The sequence below is a fragment of the Burkholderia sp. FL-7-2-10-S1-D7 genome, from assembly GCF_001524185.1.
GTDB lineage: Bacteria > Pseudomonadota > Gammaproteobacteria > Burkholderiales > Burkholderiaceae > Burkholderia > Burkholderia diffusa.
In genome coordinates this window covers 222093-243286 of the sequence record NZ_LOWY01000011.1, presented here as the reverse complement: position 1 = coordinate 243286, position 21194 = coordinate 222093, and the positions used below count along the sequence as shown (strand labels likewise).

The window sequence follows — 21194 nt, the reverse complement described above, 5'->3', positions numbered from 1 at the left end:
GGCCCACGTCGCGCTCTACTGCACGTACCTCGAAGGACTCGACGAAGCCACGCTGCACGCGCACTACGGCGTGCCGGGGACGGACGTGCGCGTGACGTGCCGCACGCTCGCGACGCCGCGGGATAACCTGACGATTGGCGCGCGGGGCGCGCGACGTCGACGTGACACACGCCATTCACAACGACGACTACGCACGATTTCTCGACAACGTCGGGATGTCCGAACTCGCGGCGGATATGCGCTCTTCCGGAATCCGTTCGGCCTGGGAGCGAACGCTGGAAGTTATCGACCGCGTGCAGGCCAGCAGCCGTTAGAAGTGGACGGATCGGAAAAGGCAGCCGGACAGTTGGACGGCGCCGCCCTTGCAGCCGTCCACCTTGAACCTCGTGGATTTCTTGGACAGCGCCGCGCGTTAGTGTTCGGTCGAGCAGATCTGAGCAGATCAATGACGCTGTGGTCTGTAGTGGTCTAATGAATCCGGACACTGATTTAGGCGAGAATGGTCGCCATGAAGAGGTGTCTGATGAGCAAGCAACGACGTACGTTTTCCCCGGAGTTCAAACAGCAAGCCGCCTGTCTGGTGCTCGACCAGGGCTATAGCCATATGGAAGCAAGCCGCTCGGTCGGCGTCGGCGAGACGGTGCTGCGCCGCTGGGTGCAGCAACTTCAGATGGAACGCCAGGGCGTCACGCCGCAGGGCAAGGCAATCACGCCGGATCAACAGCGTATTCAGGAACTCGAGGCGCGTATCGAACGCCTCGAGCGTGAGAAGGCCATTTTAAAAAAGGCTACCGCGCTCTTGATGTCGGAAGGCATCGAACGTACGAAGTAATTGATCAGATTGGTGCAAGCGAATCGGTCGAGCTGATCTGCGCGGTATTCGACGTGTCGCGGTCCTGCCTGTATGCCCACCGAGGGCGAGCCCGACGCGTTGATGCCGAGCGCATGGCAACGCGTAGCCGGGTACACGAGTTGTTCATCGAGAGTCGAAGCTCTGCTGGCAGTAGCAGCATCATGGGCATGATGCGCGAGGAAGGTACGGCGATTGGCCGCTTCAAGGTCAGCCTCTTGATGGAAGAACTCGGGTTGATCTGCAAGCAGCCGGGCCGCCATGCCTACAAGCAGGCCACGGCCGAGCGGATCGATATCCCGAACCATCTCAATCGCGAATTCGAGGTTTGTACGCCGAATCAGGTGTGGTGTGGTGACATCACGTATGCCTGGGCGCAGGGCCGTTGGCATTATCTGGCCGCAGTACTCGACCTGTTCATGCGTCGGGTTGTTGGCTGGGCGTTCTCGACACGCCCTGATGCCGATCTGGTCGTGCAGGCGTTGAAGATGGCCTATGAGCAACGTGGTCGACCGCAGGCTTGCTGTTTCACTCGGATCAAGTGTGTGATTCATGGACATCGTTTCAACTAATATGGAACGATGGAGCGCGAAATCTCGATGCGATTACGTTGGGTCCACATGTATCACGAGACCGGCAACGCCGGTCTCGTGTGCACGCGTTGCGGCATCTCTAGGCCAACGCTTCGAAAATGGCTGCGCCGCTACCAGGAGGCGGGAGAGGACGGTCTTCGCTCTCAAAGCCGTCGCCCTCTGACCAGCCCGAATCGAAAGGTCTCTGACGCAGATAGGGCAACGATTCTTCGCCTGCGGGCTGAGCGCAAGGGGGCACGGCGGATTCAGAACGAATTGCGTCTGCACGAGCAAAGAGAACTATCCCTCGCGACCATTCATAAGGTTCTGTGCGAAGCGTCCGCGAAGCCGTTGGTTCGCCCCAGGAGGCCGGCGCAACCGAGGCGCTACAGTCGTCCGGTTCCCGGAGACCGCGTCCAGATGGACACGATGAAGATTGCGCGAGGCGTCTACCAGTACACGGCCATCGATGACTGTTCACGGTTTCGCGTACTGGCCGTCTACCCCCGGAGAAATGCCCGAAATACGCTGCTTTTCCTTGATCGTGTCATCGAGGAGATGCCGTTTCCGATTCAACGTATCCAGACCGATCGCGGCGGCGAGTTCTTCGCTGAATTTGTGCAGCGGCGCCTGATGAGCGAGTACATCAAGTTCCGGCCAATTCCACCACGCTCGCCGCACCTCAATGGCAAGGTTGAACGCTCGCAGCTTACTGACCTGAACGAGTTCTGGTTCCACCATGCCCCGACAGAGCAGGCAATCGACTTGCGAATCGAAGAGTGGCAGTTCGACTACAACTGGCGTCGGCCACACGGCTCACTCGGTGGAAAGACTCCTGTTGACCGCATCGCGGAGCTGGGTGAAATCACACCTCTCGCAGACGAGGTGGAAAGTGCGTACGACGAGCGGAAAGAGCGAATTCGGCACCGCGAATGGCGGGTCGACAAGATCCTCGGCGAACATCATCGGCGCGCGTCGGAACCCGTGTCTCCTATCGGCGCCACGGGTTCCGACGCGCCAAAGAAACGGCCTTCAAGAAAGTGAAACGATGTCTGCGAATCGCACACGTGAAACGTCGGTCGAACTCTGCCAGGGCGAAAAACGCGCTCGCCAGCTGAGAATCTCGTTGGTCCGGCGCGGCTCTTGACGTCGCGCTCCAGCGCCTTGATGCGTTCACGCTTGGCCGTGCTCACACCATCGCGCTCTCCACGTGCGACCTTGTCGCGCTTGATCCAACCCGGCAGCGTCTGCGGTGTGTAGCCGATCATCGGTGCGATTGATTCGACCGCTGCCCACATCGACGGGTGCTCGCTACGCTGCTCGCGTACCAGACGCACTGCGCGCTCCCGGACTTCCGGGGAACGCTTGCTTGGCTTCTTGTTCATGGCTCGATTCTCTCAAGAGTTCGAGCCTCCACAAAATCCGGTGCGGTTCACTTCAGTTTCTTCGTCGCCGTGGTACAAGGACGCTCTTTGCAATGTGCAGGTTTCGCCGGGTCATTCCACTCGTGCGTGGCGACAAGGAAAAAGAGGCCGAAGCCCCTTTGAGTCAATAGTGCTGGACCGAGATCAGTAGATCTCGAACAGCGCGGCCGCGCCTTGCCCGCCGCCGATACACATCGTGACTACGCCGAACCTTGCACCACGGCGATGGCCTTCTATCAGGATATGGCCGGCCATACGCGCGCCCGACATACCGTAGGGGTGGCCAACGGCAATCGCACCGCCGCTCACGTTCAGGCGATCATCTGGAATTCCCAGCACATCCTGGCAGTGCAGAACCTGGCATGCGAACGCCTCGTTGAGTTCCCAGAGGCCGATATCGTTCACCGTGAGGTTGTGTTGCTTGAGAAGCTTGGGGATGGCGAACACCGGGCCGATACCCATTTCGTCCGGATTGCAACCGGCGACTGCCGTGCCGCGGTAAGCTCCAAGCGGCTTGAGACCACGCCTGGCGGCCTCCTCAGCCTCCATGACGACCAATGCCGCCGCACCATCCGAGAGCTGCGACGCATTGCCTGCCGTAATGTAGTTGCCTTCCTTGAGTTGTTGACCACCACGGAACACGGGCTTGAGGCTCGTCAGGTCCTGGAGCGTGGTGCTCGGACGGTTGCCTTCGTCGTGAGTCAGCGTCACGGTCCTCACGCTGACTTCCTTCGTTTCCTTGTCAACGACTTTCATTTGCGTCGTCATCGGCGCGATTTCAGTGTCGAAGCGGCCTTCGGCTTGTGCTCGCGCGGTCAGTTGTTGTGAGCGCAGAGCATACTCATCCTGACGCTCACGACTGATACCGTAGCGAGTGCTCACGATTTCAGCTGTTTCGAGCATCTGCATGTAGACCTGCGGAACCGTCTTTTGCAGTTCGGGATCGAAAACCTGGAACTGGTTGAAATGTTCGTTTTGAACCAGCGACACGGACTCGACACCACCTGCAACGACGATCTGCTGCCCGTCGTACATGATTTGCTTCGCAGCCGTCGCGATAGCCATAAGGCCGGATCCGCATTGACGATCAACCGTCATGCCGGCAACGGAGTGCGGAAGGCCCGCACGGAGGGCGGACTGACGGGCAACGTTGAAACCCGTCGTGCCTTGTTGCAGCGCGGTGCCCATGATCACGTCGTCGACGTCAGCGCCGTCGACGCGAGCTCGTTGCACAGCAACGTTCACGACATGGCCACCCATTGCCGGACCGGTCGTATCGTTGAACGCGCCGCGGAATGCCTTGCCGATGGGAGTACGAGCTACAGAAACGATTACAGCGTTACGCACGATTAGTACCTCCTATTAAATACATGGATACGGATACGGTTACGCTTGATATACAGGCCACTGGTTCGTCTTGGCAGCTTCCGCAAGGGACTGTGCAGGCCGCCACGTATCACCGTAACGCTGGTTATAGTCCTGAATCTTTTCGTAGACCTTCTGGAGCCCTGTTTGCTGCGCCCAGAACATAGGGCCGCCGCGATAGCTCGGGAAGCCGTAGCCGTTGGTGTACACGATATCGATATCGCCTGCGCGCCGTGCCGTGCGAGAGTCTAGGATGCGAGCGCCCTCGTTGACCATGACGCACATAATGCGTTGGACGATTTCTTCGTCCGAGATCTCGCTGCGTTCGATACCGGCATCGGCCGAAACCTGGACGAGTAACGCCTCGATTTCAGGACAGGGAATCGCTGTACGACCTTCGTACCGGTAATAGCCGCAACCCGTCTTCTGGCCAAATCGACCAAGTTCGCAGATTCGATCAGCGAGCACGGAGTAGCGCTCATAGTCAGGGCGCGTGCCGTTGCGTTCCCGTTCCTGACGAATGCGCCAGATCACGTCCAAGCCGGCCATGTCACGCATGGCGAACAGGCCCATCGGGAACCCGAACTGATTGAGTACGCGATCGATTTGCCACGGCGTTGCGCCTTCTTCGAGAAGATAGTCGGCTTCGCGGCCATAGGCGCCGAGGATACGATTGCCGATAAACCCGGCTTCGTTGCCGGCAAAGACAGCGATTTTGCGCAAGGCTTTCGTGACTGTGAGTATCGTGGCAGAGACTTCGTTCGAGGTATGCGAGCCCATGATCACTTCCACAAGTTTCATCACGTGGGCTGGGCTGAAGAAGTGCATGCCGACAACCTGCTGCGGCCGACGCGTCACATTCGCAATCAGATCGATATCGAGTGTTGACGTATTAGTCGCCAAGATAGCTTCAGGCTTGGCTACAGCATCGAGATCCCTGAAGACACTCTGTTTTAAGTGGAGGTCTTCAAAAACAGCTTCGATAATGAGATCACTCTTCGAGACCGCTACGAGGTCGCAGGAGATTGAAATAAGGTTGAATGCCCGATCCGCCCTCGCGCGTGCCATTGAACCGCGAGCGACCGAGGTTTCGTAGTTCCCTTGAATAGCAACTATGGCGCGTTCCAGTGCTTCATACGTGTGGTCTACGAGGACGACGGACATACCAGCGCTCGCACAGGCTTGCGCAATGCCCTGACCCATCGTGCCAGCGCCGATCACGGCTACAGACTTGATATCCAGCAGCGTTGTGTTGTCCGTGCCGGGGATTTTGGACGCTTCCCGTTCAGCGAAGAACAGGTGACGCAAGGCCGCGCTTTCAGGGCTGTGCTCGCACGCCTGGAACGCTTTTTGTTCGAGTGCGCAGCCCTCGTCGAAGGTCAACGCGCAGGAAGCCTCGAGCACGTCGACAATCTTCTGCGGAGCGACGAGACCGTGCCACTTCTTTTGATTCTTCTGACGATAGGCGTCAAATACGGCGAGGTCTACGTCTTTAACAGGGCCTTTGATCGCGCTCAGGTCGCGAGCGAGGGTGCCCTGGTTAATCAGGTCCTGTGCGAAGGCTATCGCTGCTGAAACGAGATCGACGCTTGGGTCGGTAACGAGATGATCGATCACGCCCCATTCGTGTGCTTGCTCGACGGACACGGGATTGCCTGACGTCGAAACGTCCAGCGCAACTTGAGGCCCGGCGAGCCGGAGCCACCACTGCGTACCGTAGCCGCCAGGCATCAAACCGAGCTTCACCTCGGGCTGCCCGATCTGGGCATTCGACCGGGCCACGCGCCACGTGCACGAGAGAGCGAGTTCGAGACCGCCGCCCAGTGCCGTCCCATGAATGGCTGCAATAGTCGGCTTGGAACGCTTTCCCAATGCATCGAGAATCTTGTACAGCGACGGTTCTTCGTACGGCTTGCCGAACTCGCTGATATCAGCGCCTGCAACGAACGTACGGCCGGCGCATGCAATGATCAGTGCTTGTACGTCGTCTTCAACTTGCGCGCGTTCGATAGCGTCCAAGAGATCGCGACGCACGCCGATGCTCAGGGCATTGATGGGCGGGTTGTCGATCGTAGCGACAGCAATACCGTTCGACTTCGAGTAGGTAACGTAGGACATGAGCGTTCTTTGGAGGTAGAGGGGCTAGCGCACGGGGTCCGCGATTTTGACGATCAAGCGGCCTTTGTGTGCTCCAGTGAAGAGGCAGTTGTAGACATCCGGTACAGTCTCGAACCCATATCGGATATCAATGTCACATTTCAACCGGCCGTCGGCGATCCATTCGTTGATGGACTTCAGCATCGCACTCGTCCGCGCTCTGTCTCCGAGAATGGAGCTGACGAGAAAGCCGCGAACTTGCGCGGTCTTGACGACGAGGTTCCAAAGATTCGACGGTCCAGGTTCGGCGTTGGAGGCGTTGTAGCGGCTGATCATGCCGCAAATTGCGATCCGCGCATTCCGCGCCAGGTTGTTAAGCGATGCTTCAAATATCGAGCCGCCAACGTTCTCGAACAGCAGATCAATCCCCTCGGGGATGACCATGCCAAGCTCGGCGTTCAGATCGATGCAAGAACGGTAGTCGATACACACGTCATAGCCGTAGTCATCGACTGCGCGTTGGCATTTGGCTGTGCCACCGGCAATGCCGACGACGCGGGACGCACCTTTAATCTTCGCGATTTGGCCTACCAGTGAGCCGACTGCCCCGGCTGCGCCGGAGACAAGCACGGCATCTCCGGGTTTGAAATCGCCAACGTCAAGAAGGCCGTAATAGGCAGTCAGGCCAATCGTGCCCCGCACGTGCGTAAAAGACGCGAGATCGGAATCGGCGTCTGCTTCTATGGCGTAGAACTGTGATGCAGGCGCGACAACGTAATCGCTCCAGGTACCGAAGCCCCATACAAACTGACCTTCACCGAGGTCGGAAAACGGCCCCGCTCCCACGACTTGTCCAAGCATGATTCCGCGCACGGGTGCTCCCAGCGGCAACGGTGCCGTGTAGTTGCCCGACGCATTCAGGAATCCGCGAATTGCAGGGTCCATAGCAAGATACAGAACGCGTACCAGCACTTCACCGTTCCCGGGAACCGGAATTTCTCGGTCTTCGCGTGTCAAGTCGCCCGGCTTGAGAGCGCCTTGCGGACGGTTAGCCAGGATCCAGTTTCTGTTTTTCATTACCGACCCCCGAGGTATGTCAGAGGTATGCGGCAGCACCCATTACGGCAGCGATACCTGAAGAAGGAACGGAGCAGAGAATTGCTTCGGCGAGTTCAGTGTCCGTAGCCTGGGCGGCACGAGCTGCACCGATATGGCGCGCAACCATCGAGCTGTAGTCAGACGCGAGCACGGCGACGAGGCACAGTTCCGCGTATTTCGGCTCGATGGTGTTGCAGTAGATCGTGCCCTTGCGCATCAGGTAGTACGCGTCCGCACCCTTGGGCGACAAATCAAGCATCTTCTGAAGCGGGTCGGGAATCGTGCCGAAGTACTGCTTGAAATCGGCCTCGGCCTCGCCCGACGCGACGACCTGGCGCTCATAGTCAGCAACCGGGCTCGCGCGATCGCGCGGATACACGTCGTTGACCACGCCCTGATATGCGAGCGCCGCACCTTCACCGCGAAGGCTGCTCAGGAGAATCAATCCCGAGACGGCTTCTTTTTTAGTCAAGCCGCGTTCGTGCGCGATAGAGAGCGCGCGGCGGGCAACGTCGATGTAGCCCTTGTTGACTGCAGCGACAGCGACGAACAGGGTCTTGAATTTCGCAGGAATCGCGCCATCGGTCTCTACGATGTCGCGGAACAGTTGGTAGCCCGACAGCGTGTAGGGAGCGATTTCACGCAGCAGTTCCGATTCGATCAGTGGGTTCGCGGCCATGAAGTTTACTCGGGTGGAGGTCTACGGAAGTGACGAAGAACGGCATATCCATGCTATCGACCGACTGGTCGGGCGTCAACCCCAGGCGAGCCCTAATCAGTAACCCTAGGTTGGTCATTTTTTCGAGAAATTCTGCGCGACCACGGTTGACGCCCGACCAGTCGGTCGAGTACTCTCGGGCCAATGGAAAGTACGAGATGGTGCGCCCCTTACGCGTCGTAGACAGTGAGTGTGCATGTCGTGAATGTTGTCTTAGGGAGTCTTAGATGAATTTCGAACAATCGAAAAAATCGAAAGAGTGGTATGGCCGTGTCGAAGCTTTCATGAACGAGTATGTGTACCCGGCGATCCCCACGTATCACGAACAGCACGCGAAGATGGATCGCTGGAAGGAAACGCCGGCCATCTTCGAAGAACTCAAAACCAAGGCCAGAGCCGCAGGCCTATGGAACATCTTCATGCCTCCGTCGAGCCATGACGACGAGTACTTCACGAGCGTTGGTCTGACCAACGTAGAGTACGCACCGATTGCGGAACTCATGGGGCGTGTCTCGTTTGCTTCCGAGGTGTTCAACTGCATGGCCCCGGATACGGGCAACTTTGAAGTCTTGCATCGCTATGGCACGCCGAAGCAAAAGGAACAATTCATGATTCCGCTGCGTGACGGTCTCACGCGTTCGGCTTTCCTGATGACGGAGCCTGCTGTCGCGTCGTCGGATGCGCGCAACATCCAGACGCAAATCAGGCGCGATGGCGACGAGTACGTGATCAACGGTCGCAAGTGGTGGTCGTCGGGCGCCGGCCATCCGAAGTGCGGATTCTTCATCGTGATGGGCAAGACTGACCTTGAGGCTTCGGCCTATCGCCAGCAGTCGATGATTCTCGTGCCAGTCGGAACGCCCGGCGTGACCCTCGTGCGTCACCTGAACGTCTTTGGTTACGACCACGCGCCGCACGGCCACTTCGAAGTCGTTCTCGATAACGTTCGCGTGCCCTCAGAAAACATGCTCGTGGGTGAAGGGTTCGGCTTCGAAATTGCGCAAGGTCGCCTCGGGCCGGGTCGTATTCACCACGCCATGCGCACGATTGCTTCAGCTGAAGTCGCGCTCGAGCGCATGGTCATCCGTCTGATGTCACGAGAAGCATTCGGCAAGCGCATTCACGAACACTCGATTTGGGAAGAGCGTATCGCGCACGCACGAATCGATATCGAAATGGTTCGCCTGCTGTGCCTGAAGACGGCACACATGATGGACACCGTAGGCAACAAGGCGGCGCAAGGCGAGATTGCAATGATCAAGGTCATCGCTCCGCAAGTCGCTGAACGCATCATTGATATGGCAATTCAAGCTCACGGCGGTGGTGGTGTGTCCCAGGACTTCGGCTTGGCCGAGATGTACGCCAATACGCGTATCGTGCGTCTTACCGACGGTCCTGACGAAGTGCATTGTCGTGCCGTTGCTCGTCTCGAATTCAAGAAGCATGAAGGCCACCAGTACAGCGATATCCTCGCGTACTCGAAATAATCGAAGGCAATGCCTATGGGTCTCGTTTTCATACAGCTATAGAGGGCCACAAGATTGAGTTCCCAGGAAACGCAAGCTGTTGAGCCTAAGCGCTACATCGGTGAAGTCGGTTCAGTTCGTGAAAGCAGTCGCTTTAATGAAGCGCGGCTTGCGACGTATTTGAGCGACATGATCCCCGGATTTCGCGGCCCGATGATCGTGAAGCAATTTGAGGGCGGTCAGTCCAATCCTACTTTTTTGCTGGAAACGCCGAGCGGAAAGTATGTCGTACGCCGTAAGCCGGAAGGTGTGCTGCTGAAGTCGGCGCACGCGGTGGACAGAGAGTTTCGAATCATCAAGGCGCTTTCGGGCGCGGACGGTATTCCCGTCCCTCAGGCGCTGGTGATTTGCGACGACGACAGTATTATCGGGAGCATGTTCTATGTCATGCGATTCGTGGCCGGACGCACTTTCTGGGATTGCAAAATGCCAGACGTCAGTCGAGAAGACCGTGCGGCGATCTACGATTCCGCGAACGAAACACTCGCACGATTACACTCGATCGACTACAACAAGATCGGTCTGACGGACTACGGTCGTCCTGGCAATTACTTCTCGCGTCAGATCTCCCGTTGGTCGACCCAGTACGAAGCTTCCAAGTCGGAAGACATTCCGGAAATGGACAGGCTGATCGCGTGGTTGCCTGGTCAGGTCTCAGTTGACGATCGGCGCTCGTGTATTGCTCACGGTGACTTCTCGTTCCACAACCTGCTGATTCATCCGACCGAGCCGCGTGTAGTTGCTGTTCTCGATTGGGAACTGTCGACCATCGGACACCCGATGGGCGATCTGATGTATCACACGATGGAGTGGTACAGGCCGCATGGCGTCGACGCGCGCGGGACGCTGAACGGCGCAGCGTTACAGGCCTTGGGTATTCCCAGTTTTGAACAGTACGTCGAGCGCTATTGCGAACGTACCGGATTCAAGATCGAAGGCAACCTCGATTTCTACAAGGCATACAACCTGTTCCGTGTCGCTGCGATTCTGCAAGGCGTGGCCCAACGGGCTTTGCAAGGCAATGCTTCATCTGCTCATGCGGATACGGTGACGAAGTTGATTAAACCGCTGGCTAAAGCTGCATGGGATTTCGCGCTCGCTGGCGGGGCTGTGTAATCGAATCATCGGAGGTCGCTGACAGGCCGCTATCGATTCAATTTTGCGACGATCATATGGACGATACGATCAAATCCGCACGCGTGCGCGCTCAGGCACTCAGTGCGCAGATACATGAATTCTGTAAGAGCGAGATGCCTGCCGATCTTCTTGATCGGTCCCGACGTCACCAGGTATTAAGTAAAGAGGACTATCTTTGCTGGATGAGATTGTTGCAGAAGAAGAATTGGGGGACGGCGCACTGGCCCGCAGAGTACGGCGGGCAAGACTGGTCTCCGCTCGAACGCTTTACCTTCGAGGATCAGTTTGCGCGATTGGGTTGCCCGTGGGTGATTCCGTTTGGTGTCAAATATGTCGGACCTGTCATCTACAAGTACGGATCGCCGGAACAGAAAGCACGATTCCTGCCGCGAATCGTCAACAACGTGGATTTCTGGGCGCAGGGCTACTCCGAGCCGGGCGCAGGCTCGGACTTGGCAGGTTTGCGCACGACGGCAGTTCGTGACGGCGATGTTTATGTCGTCAATGGTCAAAAAGTGTGGACGACGTACGCGCAATGGGCCGATTGGCTGTTTTGCCTCGTGCGTACCGGCGACGCTCAAACCAAGGCACAAAGCAGCATTTCATTCCTGCTCGTCGACATGAAAGGTGAAGGGGTGACGGTCAAGCCTATCGACACGATGGATGGCTATCATCACGTGAATGAAGTGTGGTTGGAAAACGTTCGCGTACCTGTCGAGAACTTGGTCGGTGCTGAAGGGCAGGGATGGACGTATGCCAAGTTCCTGCTCAAGAATGAGCGCACGGCAGGCGCGACTGTCGGCATGGTTCGCCACGCATTGGATCGACTTAAGATCGCGGCAACAGAGAGCGGAAACTTCGAAAACCCGCTCATGCGTCATCGCATCGGTGAATTTGAGCTGCGATTCATGGCGCTCGAACAGGTTGCATATCAGTCCGTTGAAGCGATGATGAACGGTACAGAGAACGGCGGCGAGGCCTCGTTGATCAAAATCCGGTCATCGGAACTGTACCAGCATGTCGCGGAAGCTACGGTCGAAGCGCTCGGTGTGGAAGGACTTCCGTTCGATATCGAGGCGCTGCACACGGGCATGGCACCGCCGATTGGCCCTGACGATGCGGCTGGTGTGCTTAAAGATCACTTTTACAACCGTGCCGCTACGATCTTCGGTGGTGCATCGGAAATTCAACGCAATATTATTGCCAAGACCGTTCTCGGATTATGAGTGCAGACCACGAAATGCTCGCTCTGCTCAGTGAGAGTATCGAGCGCTATACGACCGATAACTACGACTTCCAGAAGCGTCACGCTCTGCTTAAGGGGAATCAGAGTTATAGCGAGGGAGCGTGGAAAGACTACGCTGAATTCGGCTGGCTGGCGCTAACGCTCGGAGAAGACCTGGGAGGTCTCGATGCTGACGCGACTACACTCGGTCCGCTCATGGAAGTCGTCGGCTATCGGCTGCTGATGGAGCCAATTCTGTCGAGTGCTGTCATCGGTACGCGATTGGTGTCCCTGTTGGGTGGCGCGGAGCAGAGGGATCGGATTCTTCCGACGCTGATCGACGGGTCGGTAAAGCTCGCCGTACTCGACCTCGGAACTCCGCGTTCGCAGTGGCTGACTGCACCGGACAATCGGCTGACTGGTACGGCACCTATGGTGTTGCATGGCGACGTGGCTGACAAGTTCATCGTACCGGCAGTCAATGCGGACGGCGAGGTTCAGGTTTACGTAGTAGAAGCAGTGGACTGCGTTCGCAAGAACTATCGGCTGGTCGATGGACGAGGTGCTGCGTCAGTCGACTTTCAACGCGTCGTCGCGCAGCGACTGGGTACTGACAACAACGGTGCGAGAGTAGAGGCCGTACTCGCTGATGTCGCGGATGAGGCCGTCGTAGCGCTCTGCGGTGAAACTTTCGGTATTGTCACGGCTCTGGTGAACGCTACTGGTAATTACTTGAAGGTGCGCAAGCAATTCGGCAAGGCCCTGAGCACTAATCAGGCACTTCAGCATCGTATGGCTGACATGTACATGATTCAGCAAGAAGTTGGGGCGCTGACAAATGCTGCAAGGCTATCAATGGATCAGCCCCGCGCAGACAGAACTCGGATCATCAGTGGAGCAAGGGCGTATATCGGGAGAGCCGCTCGCATAGTGGGTAATGAAGCTGTCCAGATGCACGGCGGTATCGGAATTACCGAAGAACTTGATGTGAGCCATTATTTTCGTCGCCTGATCGTCAACGCTGCTTTGCTCGGTAGTCTGGATCGCCATTTCGAAAATTTTGTTCAGTTGACGTTGGCTGACAGTAAGGGACTGAACTAAATCACCAATGCCGCCGTTCGAATTATAAGCGGGCATTGTTTTGTGAGTAAGGAGTGGCGCAATGAGTGAAAGTAATGCAGCGGTGCACGTGAATCGTTCTGGTGCGATTGTCGAAATCGTATTGAATCGCCCACCGGTGTTGAATTCGGCGAACGTACAACTGGCGACCGATTTCCTCTCTGCATGCCGACGGGTTGCCGGCGATCCAGGCGTTCGCTGTGTTGTCGTGCGCGGAGAGGGCAAGGCGTTCATGGCTGGCGGCGATCTCGCTGAATTCACTGAAGACCTCGATCATGCTGCCGAAGTTGCCGACGCATTGATTAAGCCGCTGAACGAGGCTGTGACTATCCTCTCTCGGATGTCGGCACCGGTGATCGGCAGTGTTCACGGCGCAGTCGCAGGGGCTGGAGTGAGTCTGGCCCTTGCCTGTGACCTGGTGCTTGCTGCGGACAACACGAAGTTCAATATGGCGTACTCGAACATCGGAGCCAGCCCGGACGTAAGCGGTTCCTGGTCGCTGCCTCGCGCAGTGGGGCTGCATAAGGCCATGGAAATCGCGTTGCTCTCCGAGACTTTCGATGCGCTGGAAGCGCATCGTCTGGGTCTGGTCTATCGTGTCGTTCCCAGGGCTGAACTCGCACCAGAGACCATGCGCCTCGCAGATCGACTCGCTAATGGGCCTACAAAGTCGTTTGGCGTCATTAAACGGCTAATTAGAAATTCGTTCGATCGAAACCTGAATTCACAGCTCGAAGCGGAGCATCTGGGTTTCCGGGAATGTGCGGCAACCAATGACTTCAAGGAAGGTGTCCTTGCTTTTCAGCAGCGGCGCGTGCCGTTGTTTACAGGATCATGAGCGGTAGTTCGGTAATCCGAAAAATCGCGACACGATATAAAGATCCTGCCATGAAAGATATTAAAGGATCCGCGAGGCTCAAGTAGAGATAGCCTATGAGGTTTCGCTCGACCACGATTGGAGACGCGTAGAGCAAAAAGCAATGCGTTTCGCTCCGGAAATGCGGAAAAATTAATCAGTTTGAGGCATAGGGAGATACTGTGGGCTACTTAGGTATGTTCGTCTGTGTATACGAGACAAGTGCGAATAAAGTACGCGGCGAATCACATATGTTTTTCCTGGAGGAAAATAATGGTTAGTGCAGCCCAACGCAGGTACATTCTTTTCTTGCTGTTTATAGTGTCGGTATTCAACTACGTAGACCGCACGATTCTTTCTATCCTGCAAATCCCTATCAAGAAGGAACTGGGCTTGACCGATGCTCAGCTGGGCATGCTCACCGGTCTGGCTTTCGCGATCTTCTACGCGGTACTCGGTGTGCCAATCGGACGTCTGGCTGACTACTGGCAACGTCGTCGTCTCGTGGCAGGCGCGTTGACGGTCTGGACGGGTTTCACGGCACTTACGGGTATTGCAACCAGCTTCGGGTCGCTCCTGGGTTTCCGTATCGGCGTCGCTGTCGGAGAAGCCGGGTCAATCCCGGCATCGCATTCAATCATCTCGGACTTGTATCCGCCTAATAAGCGAGCAACGGCGATCGCAATCTTCGGCTTGTCGCTGCCCGTGGGTATCCTTCTGGGTTACTCCAGCGCGGGTTGGTTGGTGACGAACGTCGGGTGGCGTGAAGCATTTACGGTTATCGGTCTGTCTGGCCTGATCGTCGTCCCTTTTATGTGGTTCGCCAAGGAACCGAAGCGCGGGACGTTCGATCCAGTCGAGGTAGCGAAGGCGCCGGCACCGTCCACCGCGGAAGCGCTGAAAATCCTGTGGAGCAAGCGGGCCTATCGTTGGCTTGTTCTTGCGGGCGGTTTTCATGCGTGGACGTGGTACTCGGTTAACTCGTGGAACGCTATGTTCTACGTGCGCGTCCACCACGTGCCGCTATCGACCGTTTCGTACTATCTGGCACTCGCGAACGGTATCGGCTCCGCTATCGGCATTTATGCCGGTGCGAGACTTGCTGACTATTTTGGTTCGAAGGATGTTCGCAGTCGCCCGCGCGTCATCGCAATTTCGCAGTTCATCATGGTGCCGATTGCAATCGTCCAGTACCTCGTGCCGTCGCACGTCGTATCGATGGCGCTTGGCGCGATCACGATGACGATGATGCTCGTCTACTACGGTCCTATCGTGGCGGTTGCTCACCAGATGATGCCCGCCAGCATTCGCGGCTTTACGTCTGGCGTGCTGACGCTCGTCGTGTCGCTGATCGGCTTGGGGCTCGGGCCTCTCGTTACCGGCTTCTTGAGCGACAGATTCACAGCGGCCTATGGCGTTCAAGGGCTGGGCTATGCGATTTGCGTTACGGTGTGCGCGTCGTTGGTTTCAGCATTCATGTTTTGGCGTAGTTCGGTACAGCTTCCTAACGAAATTTTGAACAAGGAGCTGGTCAAGGAAGCGGTAGTTTAAGTACTGAGTGAAACACGCTGCGTCGCTCTCACCGTGACACAGCGTGATCCGCTTGGTGCAAAGCTAATTTAACGTGAATTCGGACGTAGAGAATGAGAAAGCTTATCGGCAAGGTCGCACTGATCACCGGTGCAGCAAGGGGTCTTGGTGCTGAGATGGCACGAGTGTTTGCACGGCAGGGTGCAAAAGTGCTCGTGGCTGACGTGCTTGATGGCTCGGATGTGGTGGATGAGATTATCGAGAACGGCGGTATTGCCAGGCATGCAAGGCTTGACGTCACCAACGAAGCTGAATGGAAACTCGCGGTTCAGGACGCCATTGATCATTTCGGGAAGCTTGACATCCTGGTCAACAACGCAGGCATCGTTCCAAAGGTTGTTCCGATCGAGGAGCGTACCGTAGAAGAGTGGGATCAGGTGATGGCGGTGAATGCGCGCGGCGTGTTTCTCGGTACGAAGATTGCCATACCCGAAATGCGTAAAGCCGGCTCCGGTTCCATCGTGAACGTATCATCGATTGCGGCACTCGGACAATGGACTCATATGGAAGCGGCATACGCGGCTTCCAAGGGTGCTGTTTTGATATTCACGAAGACGACAGCCGCTCAATATGCGAAGGATGGCATTCGCTGCAATTCGATTCACCCCGGCCCGATTGATACACCTATGCTCCGAGCTACGTTCCCGAACGATGAGACGATGAACAGGCGCCTCTCGCGTATTCCTCTTGGGCGTATGGGTCGAACGCCTGAAGTCGTTAACGCCGCGCTATATCTCGCATCTGACGACTCGTCGTATACGACGGGTACCGAGCTTACCGTCGATGGTGGCGCATCCGTGCTCTGAGTCGTTTACTAAAATTGGGGACAGGAACATGGCGTGCGAAAAACAATCCCAGGCTTTTCCGCGACTCTTCGAAAAGTTCAAGATCGGCAAAGTCGAGCTTCAAAATCGACTCGTAGCCCTGCCGCATGGCACATCGATGATCAAAGGCGGCGCGATCATGGATGCTGACATTGCATACTATGAAGAGCGCGCAAGGTCTGGTCTGGCAATGATTATCACGGGCGCTGCCGTAGTGTCTCGTACGTCGTACATTCGTTCGGGAAAGCTCGTTGCCCCTTACGACCCGGCCGTTTTCGAATCCATGCAAAAGCGCGTCGATGCGGTGCATAAGCATGGCACGAAAATCGTCGGTCAAATCCTGCACCTTGGACGTGAAACGATCGGTGGGGAGTTCGAGAACGCACCGCTTGCTCCTTCGGCTGTCCGTAGCCCGCGCGACCCGTATGGTCCCAAGAAACTCAGTGAGAAAGAGATTCTTGAGATCGTGGAAGATTTCGGTATCTCCGCAGCCAACCTCAAGGCTACGGGGCACGACGGTGTAGAGATTCATGGGGCGCACGGCTATCTCGTCGGACAGTTCCTGTCCGAGGCGACGAATTTCCGTGATGATCGCTGGGGCGGCTCGCTCGAAAATCGTATGCGTTTTCTGCGGATGGTCATCGGGTCGATCCGCAAGCACTGTGGTGAAGAATTCATGCTCGGTCTGCGTCTTAGCGCTTCCGAGGAAATCGCTGACGGGATGGAAATCCCCGACACAGTGCAGATTGGCAAACTTATTGCCGCTGACGGACTGACGGATTACCTGAGTATTACGATGGGTACGCGCGGCCTCTACGTGAAGGATGCAACGCAGCCCAAGGCTATTGCAGCGCGTGCAGCCGGTTTGATTCGTCAGGCGACGGGCTTGCCGGTGATTGTCGGGCAGCGGATCAATAGCCCTGAGATCGCAGAGAAGGTGCTCGCTGAAGGTCAGGCAGACATGATCGGTATGGCGCGAGCATTCATTGCGGATGCCGACTGGGTCACAAAGGCACGTGCGGGACAATCCGAGCGTATCCGTCCATGCGTTGGTCTGAATCAGGAATGTCGTGCATTCTCGCCGCATCTTCACTGCGCAGTGAATCCTCGAGCCGGCCGTGAACTGGTACCTGAATTCGCCATCAAAGGCCCGCTGCGCAAGCGCAGGATCGCGATTATCGGCGGTGGTCCTGCCGGGCTTGAAACCGCGCGCGTGGCGGCTGACCGTGGTCATCAGGTCACCATTTTTGAAGCAACGGATGGGCTCGGTGGTCTGTTCCTCTACGCTGCGTCGTTACCGGGCCGTAGCGATCTGCGAAATCTCATCGATTATCTGCAAAGCGAGATTCGCCGACTCGGCGTCACGGTCGAGCTAAACCGCCGCATTGAATCGGCTTCCGAACTGGAAGGATTTGACGTCGTTGTTATTGCTACAGGCTCGCAGCCGAACCCGTTGTCGGACGAGCAGTCTGGCCCGCACGTCAAGACATGGTTCGAAGTTCTCGATCAAGATATACCTGCGCCTCATGGTGAGAGACGAGTGACCGTTATTGACGATGGCTCGGCATTCTGGTGGACGTACGGAGTGGCGGAAGCGCTGATGAACGCGGGGTGGAAAGTCACGATCGCCAGCCCGGGTGCGAGCGTCGCAGGACAGATTCCCACCGAGAGTATCGGGCCTTTGATCGCCCGTCTGGGTAGTGGTGGAACTGAGTATCGAGTGCTTTCTATTTTAGATGGCATTACCGAGAAGGGTGTTTCGTTAATGAATGGCGGCTCTGGCGAAACGACGGAATATGAATGCGAACTCGTAGTCATTCAGACGGGCCGCACTTCACGTAGTGCTCTGATCGACGCACTCGAAGAATCTGCCATGGAAGTGCACGCCATCGGTGATTGTGTCAGTCCGCGTCGTGTGTCACACGCAATGTTGGAAGGTCAGCGTCTCGGCTTGAGCTTGTAGCTCGACCAGGGCTGTCGGCGGGGCGAAATCGCCACCTCAATTGAAATAATTATCGAATTAGTATCAGATGGCTGGGAACAGCTTGATACCTGGAGAATAGAATGCAATCCTTCGAAGGTCGAGTCGTGGTAGTTACGGGTGGTGGTTCGGGCATCGGTGAAGCACTCTGTTGGCGCTTTGCCAACGAAGGCGCGAAAGTGGTTGTCGCCGACGTCAACGAAGCAGAAGCTGAACGGGTTGCGCAAGCCGTGAAAGACGCTGGGCATCAGGCGCTTGCCGTTCGAACGGATGTGACGAAGGGTGATCAAGTCGAAGCCTTGGCTCAGGCCGCTGTCGATACGTTCGGTTCGATCGATGTCCTGTGTGCCAACGCAGGCGTCGTTCCGTCAGGTCGCTATCGCCCCGTGTGGGAATACCCGATCGAGGACTGGAAGTGGTCGTTCGACGTAAACATGATGGGCGTCGTCAACAGCATCCGTAGCTTTGTTCCTCGCATGCTTGAACAGGGCACGGAAGGTCATATCGTCGTCACGGCGTCGGTCGCAAGTATCGTCAGCGGTTCCGCATCGGTGGCGTACGGTGCAGCCAAGCATGCGGCTCTGCGCATCACTGAAGGGCTGTATGCGGGGCTGAAGGAGCGTGATTCGAAGATCGGCGTGACGGCCCTGATTCCGGGCCTCGTCAACACGAAGATCTATCAGTCGGAACGCAACCGTCCGAAAGAACTGCAACCGGAAGGCGGAGCGCTCGACGAGACGCAAGAGTTGAAGGCCGTGGCAGACAAGATGTACAGCGGTGCCCTTTCGCCTGCTGAGGTCGCGGGCATCGTGGTCGATGCTATCCGTGCGAATCAGCTGTACGCGATTACGACTACGGCGTTCGATGAGGCAATCAAGGAGCGTCATGTGGCTATTCAGAATCGTGAAAATCCGCAATTCGCCACGCTGCTGGAAATGACGAAGCGTGATATTCGAAGCGGGGATATGAAAGCCCAATGAGCCGACTCGCCAATAAGGTTGCACTCGTAACAGGCGCGGCTTCCGGTATTGGCTTTGCTACGGCACAACGGTTCGCTGAAGAGGGGGCCGTTGTGGTCCTCGCTGACCGCAACGGACCATTGTTGACCGAGGCACTTGCCAAGGTCCAAGAGATCGGACGAGACTGTGTCAGTGCGTGCTTTGACGTTACGTCAGAGCAAGCGTGGAAGGATCTCGCGACTACTCTCGTGAGCCGTTTCGGCAAACTGGATGTCCTGATCAACAATGCAGGTTTCGGGCGCTTCCAATCGATTGCCAACCTCTCGTATGAAGACTGGAAGGCAACCGTTGTCGTGAACCTCGATAGCGTGTTCCTGGGCACGAAGTACATGATGCCTCTGCTGGCCAAGTCAGGCTCGGGTTCGATCGTCAATATGTCGTCCATGCGCGGTATCGTGGCAGGCCCCAACGCGAGCGCCTACTGCGCAGCTAAGGGGGGTGTCAGGATGCTGACCAAGGTCACTGCACTCGAATGCGCACAGGCCGGTAATGGTGTGCGCTGCAATTCAGTGCATCCGGGTCACGTTGAGACTCCACTGACAGCCGCGGCATACGCAAAACCGGAACTCGCTAAAGAGTTTCTCGCTCATACGCCTCTCGCTCGTTTTGGCAAGGCACGGGACATTGCCAATGCCTTTCTTTTCCTGGCCAGCGATGAGTCTGGCTACATGACGGGGTCCGAGTTGGTGGTCGATGGCGGTGTGACTTGCCAGTAACCGTGGAGAACGAATTGGAAATGAAAAGCATGAGCCCGCTTCTGGATTCGAATTTACTACGTAGAATCGCTCCCTATACGCTCGCTGGCTATTCGCGGTGGCGTCAGATCGTCAATACGGACGGCGCCATTCCGGCGCGTATCAAGGCCCTGTACGTAGCAGTAGCTGCGAACACGAAGGGCTATGGTGAGATGGCCGAACGTGAACTGACGCGTGCGCATCAGTTGGGTCTCACGTACGAGGAGGCCAGCTCGGCAGGTATCATTCTCAGCAGTTGCCGTGGTGAGGGCGCCGCGTTGCGCTTCTTGGCTCTCTTGGACGCCGAGTACCAGGTTGTACCTGTCGCAGCGGCTATGCCGGTCATCGACGTGGAAGCCGGTCAAGTCGAACAGAACTTTCTCAACTACTTCGGCGCCATGCCGCCGTCGCTGGGCAAGCTAATCGATTTGCTTCCTGTCGGTAGCGAAGCCTACTACCTGATGCGCGAAGGCACGATCAATGGAACGCCGCTCGGCGCGAAGTATTCGGAACTGATGCTCGTCACGATCCTCGCGGCAGACTACAGCGACTGGACGAACATCCACATGAAGGGGGCGAAAACTGCGGGCGCGGCTGATACCGAAATCGCAGAGTCGTTGGTCTGCGCTGTCATGACCAGCGGTCTGTCGGCGTGGGTAGTTGGCGCTACCCAGATGGACAAAATGTAAGTGCTGCTCGGGCGGCCAGCGTTTCACGGGCACTCGCGAGCCGTTTGACCCTGGCCGACAAAGCTGTCCCATTTTTGAAGTCGAAAATTCCGGCATGGCGCTGTCGCCGAGACGACGAGGTCATCCCGTAAAGAAGCGCAAGTTCACCGACGAACAGATCGCCTATGCGTTGAAGCAGGCCGACCTGGGCACGCCGGGCGCGGAGGTCTGCCGTATGAGGGGATCAGCGACACGACGCTCAAGCGGCTCGTGGCGGATCTGTCGGTGGACGGCCACGCTGCAGGATGTCCTGTCAAAACCCCCCGTCGAAGCACGTCTGCCGATTTTCAGTGCGAAGGCGAGCCTGCGGCACGATCGCAGGCTGTCCGTC

At 57.0% G+C, this 21194-nt stretch carries 16 protein-coding genes and 3 pseudogenes; 14 read left to right on the top strand and 5 right to left on the bottom strand.

The annotated features are described in order from the left end of the window. Positions 1 to 523: 523 nt before the first annotated feature. Together WS75_RS33290 and WS75_RS03865 are read left to right on the top strand one after the other, a co-directional pair. Positions 524 to 1391 (top strand): annotated as a pseudogene (locus WS75_RS33290) (IS3 family transposase); the annotation flags it as partial. Positions 1392 to 1449: 58 nt separating this feature from the next. Then, positions 1450 to 2466, top strand: a complete 1017-nt coding sequence (locus WS75_RS03865; protein WP_059679305.1) for an IS481 family transposase — start codon at positions 1450 to 1452, stop codon at positions 2464 to 2466. Here the strand turns inward: WS75_RS03865 and WS75_RS33285 are convergent. The 5 genes and pseudogenes from WS75_RS33285 to WS75_RS03845 form a co-directional block, all read right to left on the bottom strand. Beyond that, positions 2463 to 2807: pseudogene (locus WS75_RS33285) on the bottom strand (transposase); the annotation flags it as partial. The gene WS75_RS03865 and the pseudogene WS75_RS33285 overlap by 4 nt on opposite strands. A gap of 183 nt (positions 2808 to 2990) precedes the next feature. Next, a complete protein-coding gene (locus WS75_RS03860) occupies positions 2991 to 4193 on the bottom strand; it encodes an acetyl-CoA C-acyltransferase (protein WP_059679233.1) in 1203 nt (400 codons plus the stop codon). Between the two features lie 39 nt (positions 4194 to 4232). Then, a complete protein-coding gene (locus WS75_RS03855) occupies positions 4233 to 6329 on the bottom strand; it encodes a 3-hydroxyacyl-CoA dehydrogenase NAD-binding domain-containing protein (RefSeq protein WP_059679232.1) in 2097 nt (698 codons plus the stop codon). Positions 6330 to 6353: 24 nt separating this feature from the next. Continuing rightward, positions 6354 to 7385, bottom strand: a complete 1032-nt coding sequence (locus WS75_RS03850; RefSeq protein ID WP_059679304.1) for an NADP-dependent oxidoreductase — start codon at positions 7383 to 7385, stop codon at positions 6354 to 6356. 19 nt (positions 7386 to 7404) lie between these two features. Continuing rightward, a complete protein-coding gene (locus tag WS75_RS03845) occupies positions 7405 to 8085 on the bottom strand; it encodes a carboxymuconolactone decarboxylase family protein (protein ID WP_059679231.1) in 681 nt (226 codons plus the stop codon). A gap of 266 nt (positions 8086 to 8351) precedes the next feature. Between WS75_RS03845 and WS75_RS03840 the strand changes: the two genes are divergently transcribed. The 12 genes and pseudogenes from WS75_RS03840 to WS75_RS31475 all read left to right on the top strand — a co-directional run. Beyond that, the gene (locus WS75_RS03840; protein WP_082729487.1) at positions 8352 to 9611 is read left to right on the top strand and encodes an acyl-CoA dehydrogenase family protein; all 1260 of its coding nucleotides are present in this window, start codon (positions 8352 to 8354) and stop codon (positions 9609 to 9611) included. A 54-nt stretch (positions 9612 to 9665) separates the two neighbouring features. Next, complete coding sequence (locus WS75_RS03835; protein WP_082729486.1) at positions 9666 to 10766, top strand: phosphotransferase family protein; 1101 nt, start codon at positions 9666 to 9668, stop codon at positions 10764 to 10766. Between the two features lie 56 nt (positions 10767 to 10822). Beyond that, the gene (locus tag WS75_RS03830) at positions 10823 to 12013 is read left to right on the top strand and encodes an acyl-CoA dehydrogenase family protein (protein WP_059679229.1); all 1191 of its coding nucleotides are present in this window, start codon (positions 10823 to 10825) and stop codon (positions 12011 to 12013) included. Between the two features lie 14 nt (positions 12014 to 12027). Beyond that, positions 12028 to 13113 (top strand): acyl-CoA dehydrogenase family protein, encoded by a 1086-nt coding sequence (locus tag WS75_RS03825; protein ID WP_257129316.1) that lies wholly within the window; start codon positions 12028 to 12030, stop codon positions 13111 to 13113. A gap of 61 nt (positions 13114 to 13174) precedes the next feature. Continuing rightward, on the top strand, positions 13175 to 13969 hold the full coding sequence (locus WS75_RS03820; RefSeq protein WP_059679227.1) for an enoyl-CoA hydratase/isomerase family protein: 795 nt from the start codon (positions 13175 to 13177) through the stop codon (positions 13967 to 13969). A gap of 291 nt (positions 13970 to 14260) precedes the next feature. Beyond that, on the top strand, positions 14261 to 15538 hold the full coding sequence (locus WS75_RS03815; RefSeq protein WP_059679226.1) for a spinster family MFS transporter: 1278 nt from the start codon (positions 14261 to 14263) through the stop codon (positions 15536 to 15538). Positions 15539 to 15630: 92 nt separating this feature from the next. Continuing rightward, positions 15631 to 16383 carry an SDR family NAD(P)-dependent oxidoreductase gene (locus tag WS75_RS03810; RefSeq protein WP_059679225.1) on the top strand — a complete coding sequence of 251 codons (753 nt, stop codon included), beginning with the start codon at positions 15631 to 15633 and terminating at the stop codon, positions 16381 to 16383. 28 nt (positions 16384 to 16411) lie between these two features. Beyond that, positions 16412 to 18364 (top strand): oxidoreductase, encoded by a 1953-nt coding sequence (locus WS75_RS03805; protein ID WP_059679224.1) that lies wholly within the window; start codon positions 16412 to 16414, stop codon positions 18362 to 18364. 101 nt (positions 18365 to 18465) lie between these two features. Further along, a complete protein-coding gene (locus WS75_RS03800) occupies positions 18466 to 19362 on the top strand; it encodes an SDR family NAD(P)-dependent oxidoreductase (RefSeq protein ID WP_059679223.1) in 897 nt (298 codons plus the stop codon). Further along, complete coding sequence (locus tag WS75_RS03795; protein ID WP_059679222.1) at positions 19359 to 20117, top strand: SDR family NAD(P)-dependent oxidoreductase; 759 nt, start codon at positions 19359 to 19361, stop codon at positions 20115 to 20117. The genes WS75_RS03800 and WS75_RS03795 overlap by 4 nt, the downstream gene beginning before the upstream one ends. A gap of 29 nt (positions 20118 to 20146) precedes the next feature. Beyond that, positions 20147 to 20824 carry a carboxymuconolactone decarboxylase family protein gene (locus WS75_RS03790; RefSeq protein WP_082729498.1) on the top strand — a complete coding sequence of 226 codons (678 nt, stop codon included), beginning with the start codon at positions 20147 to 20149 and terminating at the stop codon, positions 20822 to 20824. Between the two features lie 94 nt (positions 20825 to 20918). Then, a pseudogene (locus tag WS75_RS31475) lies at positions 20919 to 21122 on the top strand (transposase); the annotation flags it as partial. Between the last annotated feature and the right edge of the window lie 72 nt (positions 21123 to 21194).

What these genes read in the sequence shown, in the direction of transcription:
- WS75_RS03840 (WP_082729487.1), top strand. Translation starts at nt 8,352, where the DNA reads ATGAATTTCGAACAATCGAAAAAATCGAAAGAGTGGTATGGCCGTGTC.
- WS75_RS03795 (WP_059679222.1), top strand. Translation starts at nt 19,359, where the DNA reads ATGAGCCGACTCGCCAATAAGGTTGCACTCGTAACAGGCGCGGCTTCC.
- WS75_RS03850 (WP_059679304.1), bottom strand. Translation starts at nt 7,385, where the DNA reads ATGAAAAACAGAAACTGGATCCTGGCTAACCGTCCGCAAGGCGCTCTC.
- WS75_RS03855 (WP_059679232.1), bottom strand. Translation starts at nt 6,329, where the DNA reads ATGTCCTACGTTACCTACTCGAAGTCGAACGGTATTGCTGTCGCTACG.
- WS75_RS03815 (WP_059679226.1), top strand. Translation starts at nt 14,261, where the DNA reads ATGGTTAGTGCAGCCCAACGCAGGTACATTCTTTTCTTGCTGTTTATA.
- WS75_RS03805 (WP_059679224.1), top strand. Translation starts at nt 16,412, where the DNA reads ATGGCGTGCGAAAAACAATCCCAGGCTTTTCCGCGACTCTTCGAAAAG.
- WS75_RS03845 (WP_059679231.1), bottom strand. Translation starts at nt 8,085, where the DNA reads ATGGCCGCGAACCCACTGATCGAATCGGAACTGCTGCGTGAAATCGCT.
- WS75_RS03820 (WP_059679227.1), top strand. Translation starts at nt 13,175, where the DNA reads ATGAGTGAAAGTAATGCAGCGGTGCACGTGAATCGTTCTGGTGCGATT.
- WS75_RS03790 (WP_082729498.1), top strand. Translation starts at nt 20,147, where the DNA reads ATGAGCCCGCTTCTGGATTCGAATTTACTACGTAGAATCGCTCCCTAT.
- WS75_RS03810 (WP_059679225.1), top strand. Translation starts at nt 15,631, where the DNA reads ATGAGAAAGCTTATCGGCAAGGTCGCACTGATCACCGGTGCAGCAAGG.
- WS75_RS03825 (WP_257129316.1), top strand. Translation starts at nt 12,028, where the DNA reads ATGCTCGCTCTGCTCAGTGAGAGTATCGAGCGCTATACGACCGATAAC.
- WS75_RS03830 (WP_059679229.1), top strand. Translation starts at nt 10,823, where the DNA reads ATGGACGATACGATCAAATCCGCACGCGTGCGCGCTCAGGCACTCAGT.
- WS75_RS03800 (WP_059679223.1), top strand. Translation starts at nt 18,466, where the DNA reads ATGCAATCCTTCGAAGGTCGAGTCGTGGTAGTTACGGGTGGTGGTTCG.
- WS75_RS03865 (WP_059679305.1), top strand. Translation starts at nt 1,450, where the DNA reads ATGCGATTACGTTGGGTCCACATGTATCACGAGACCGGCAACGCCGGT.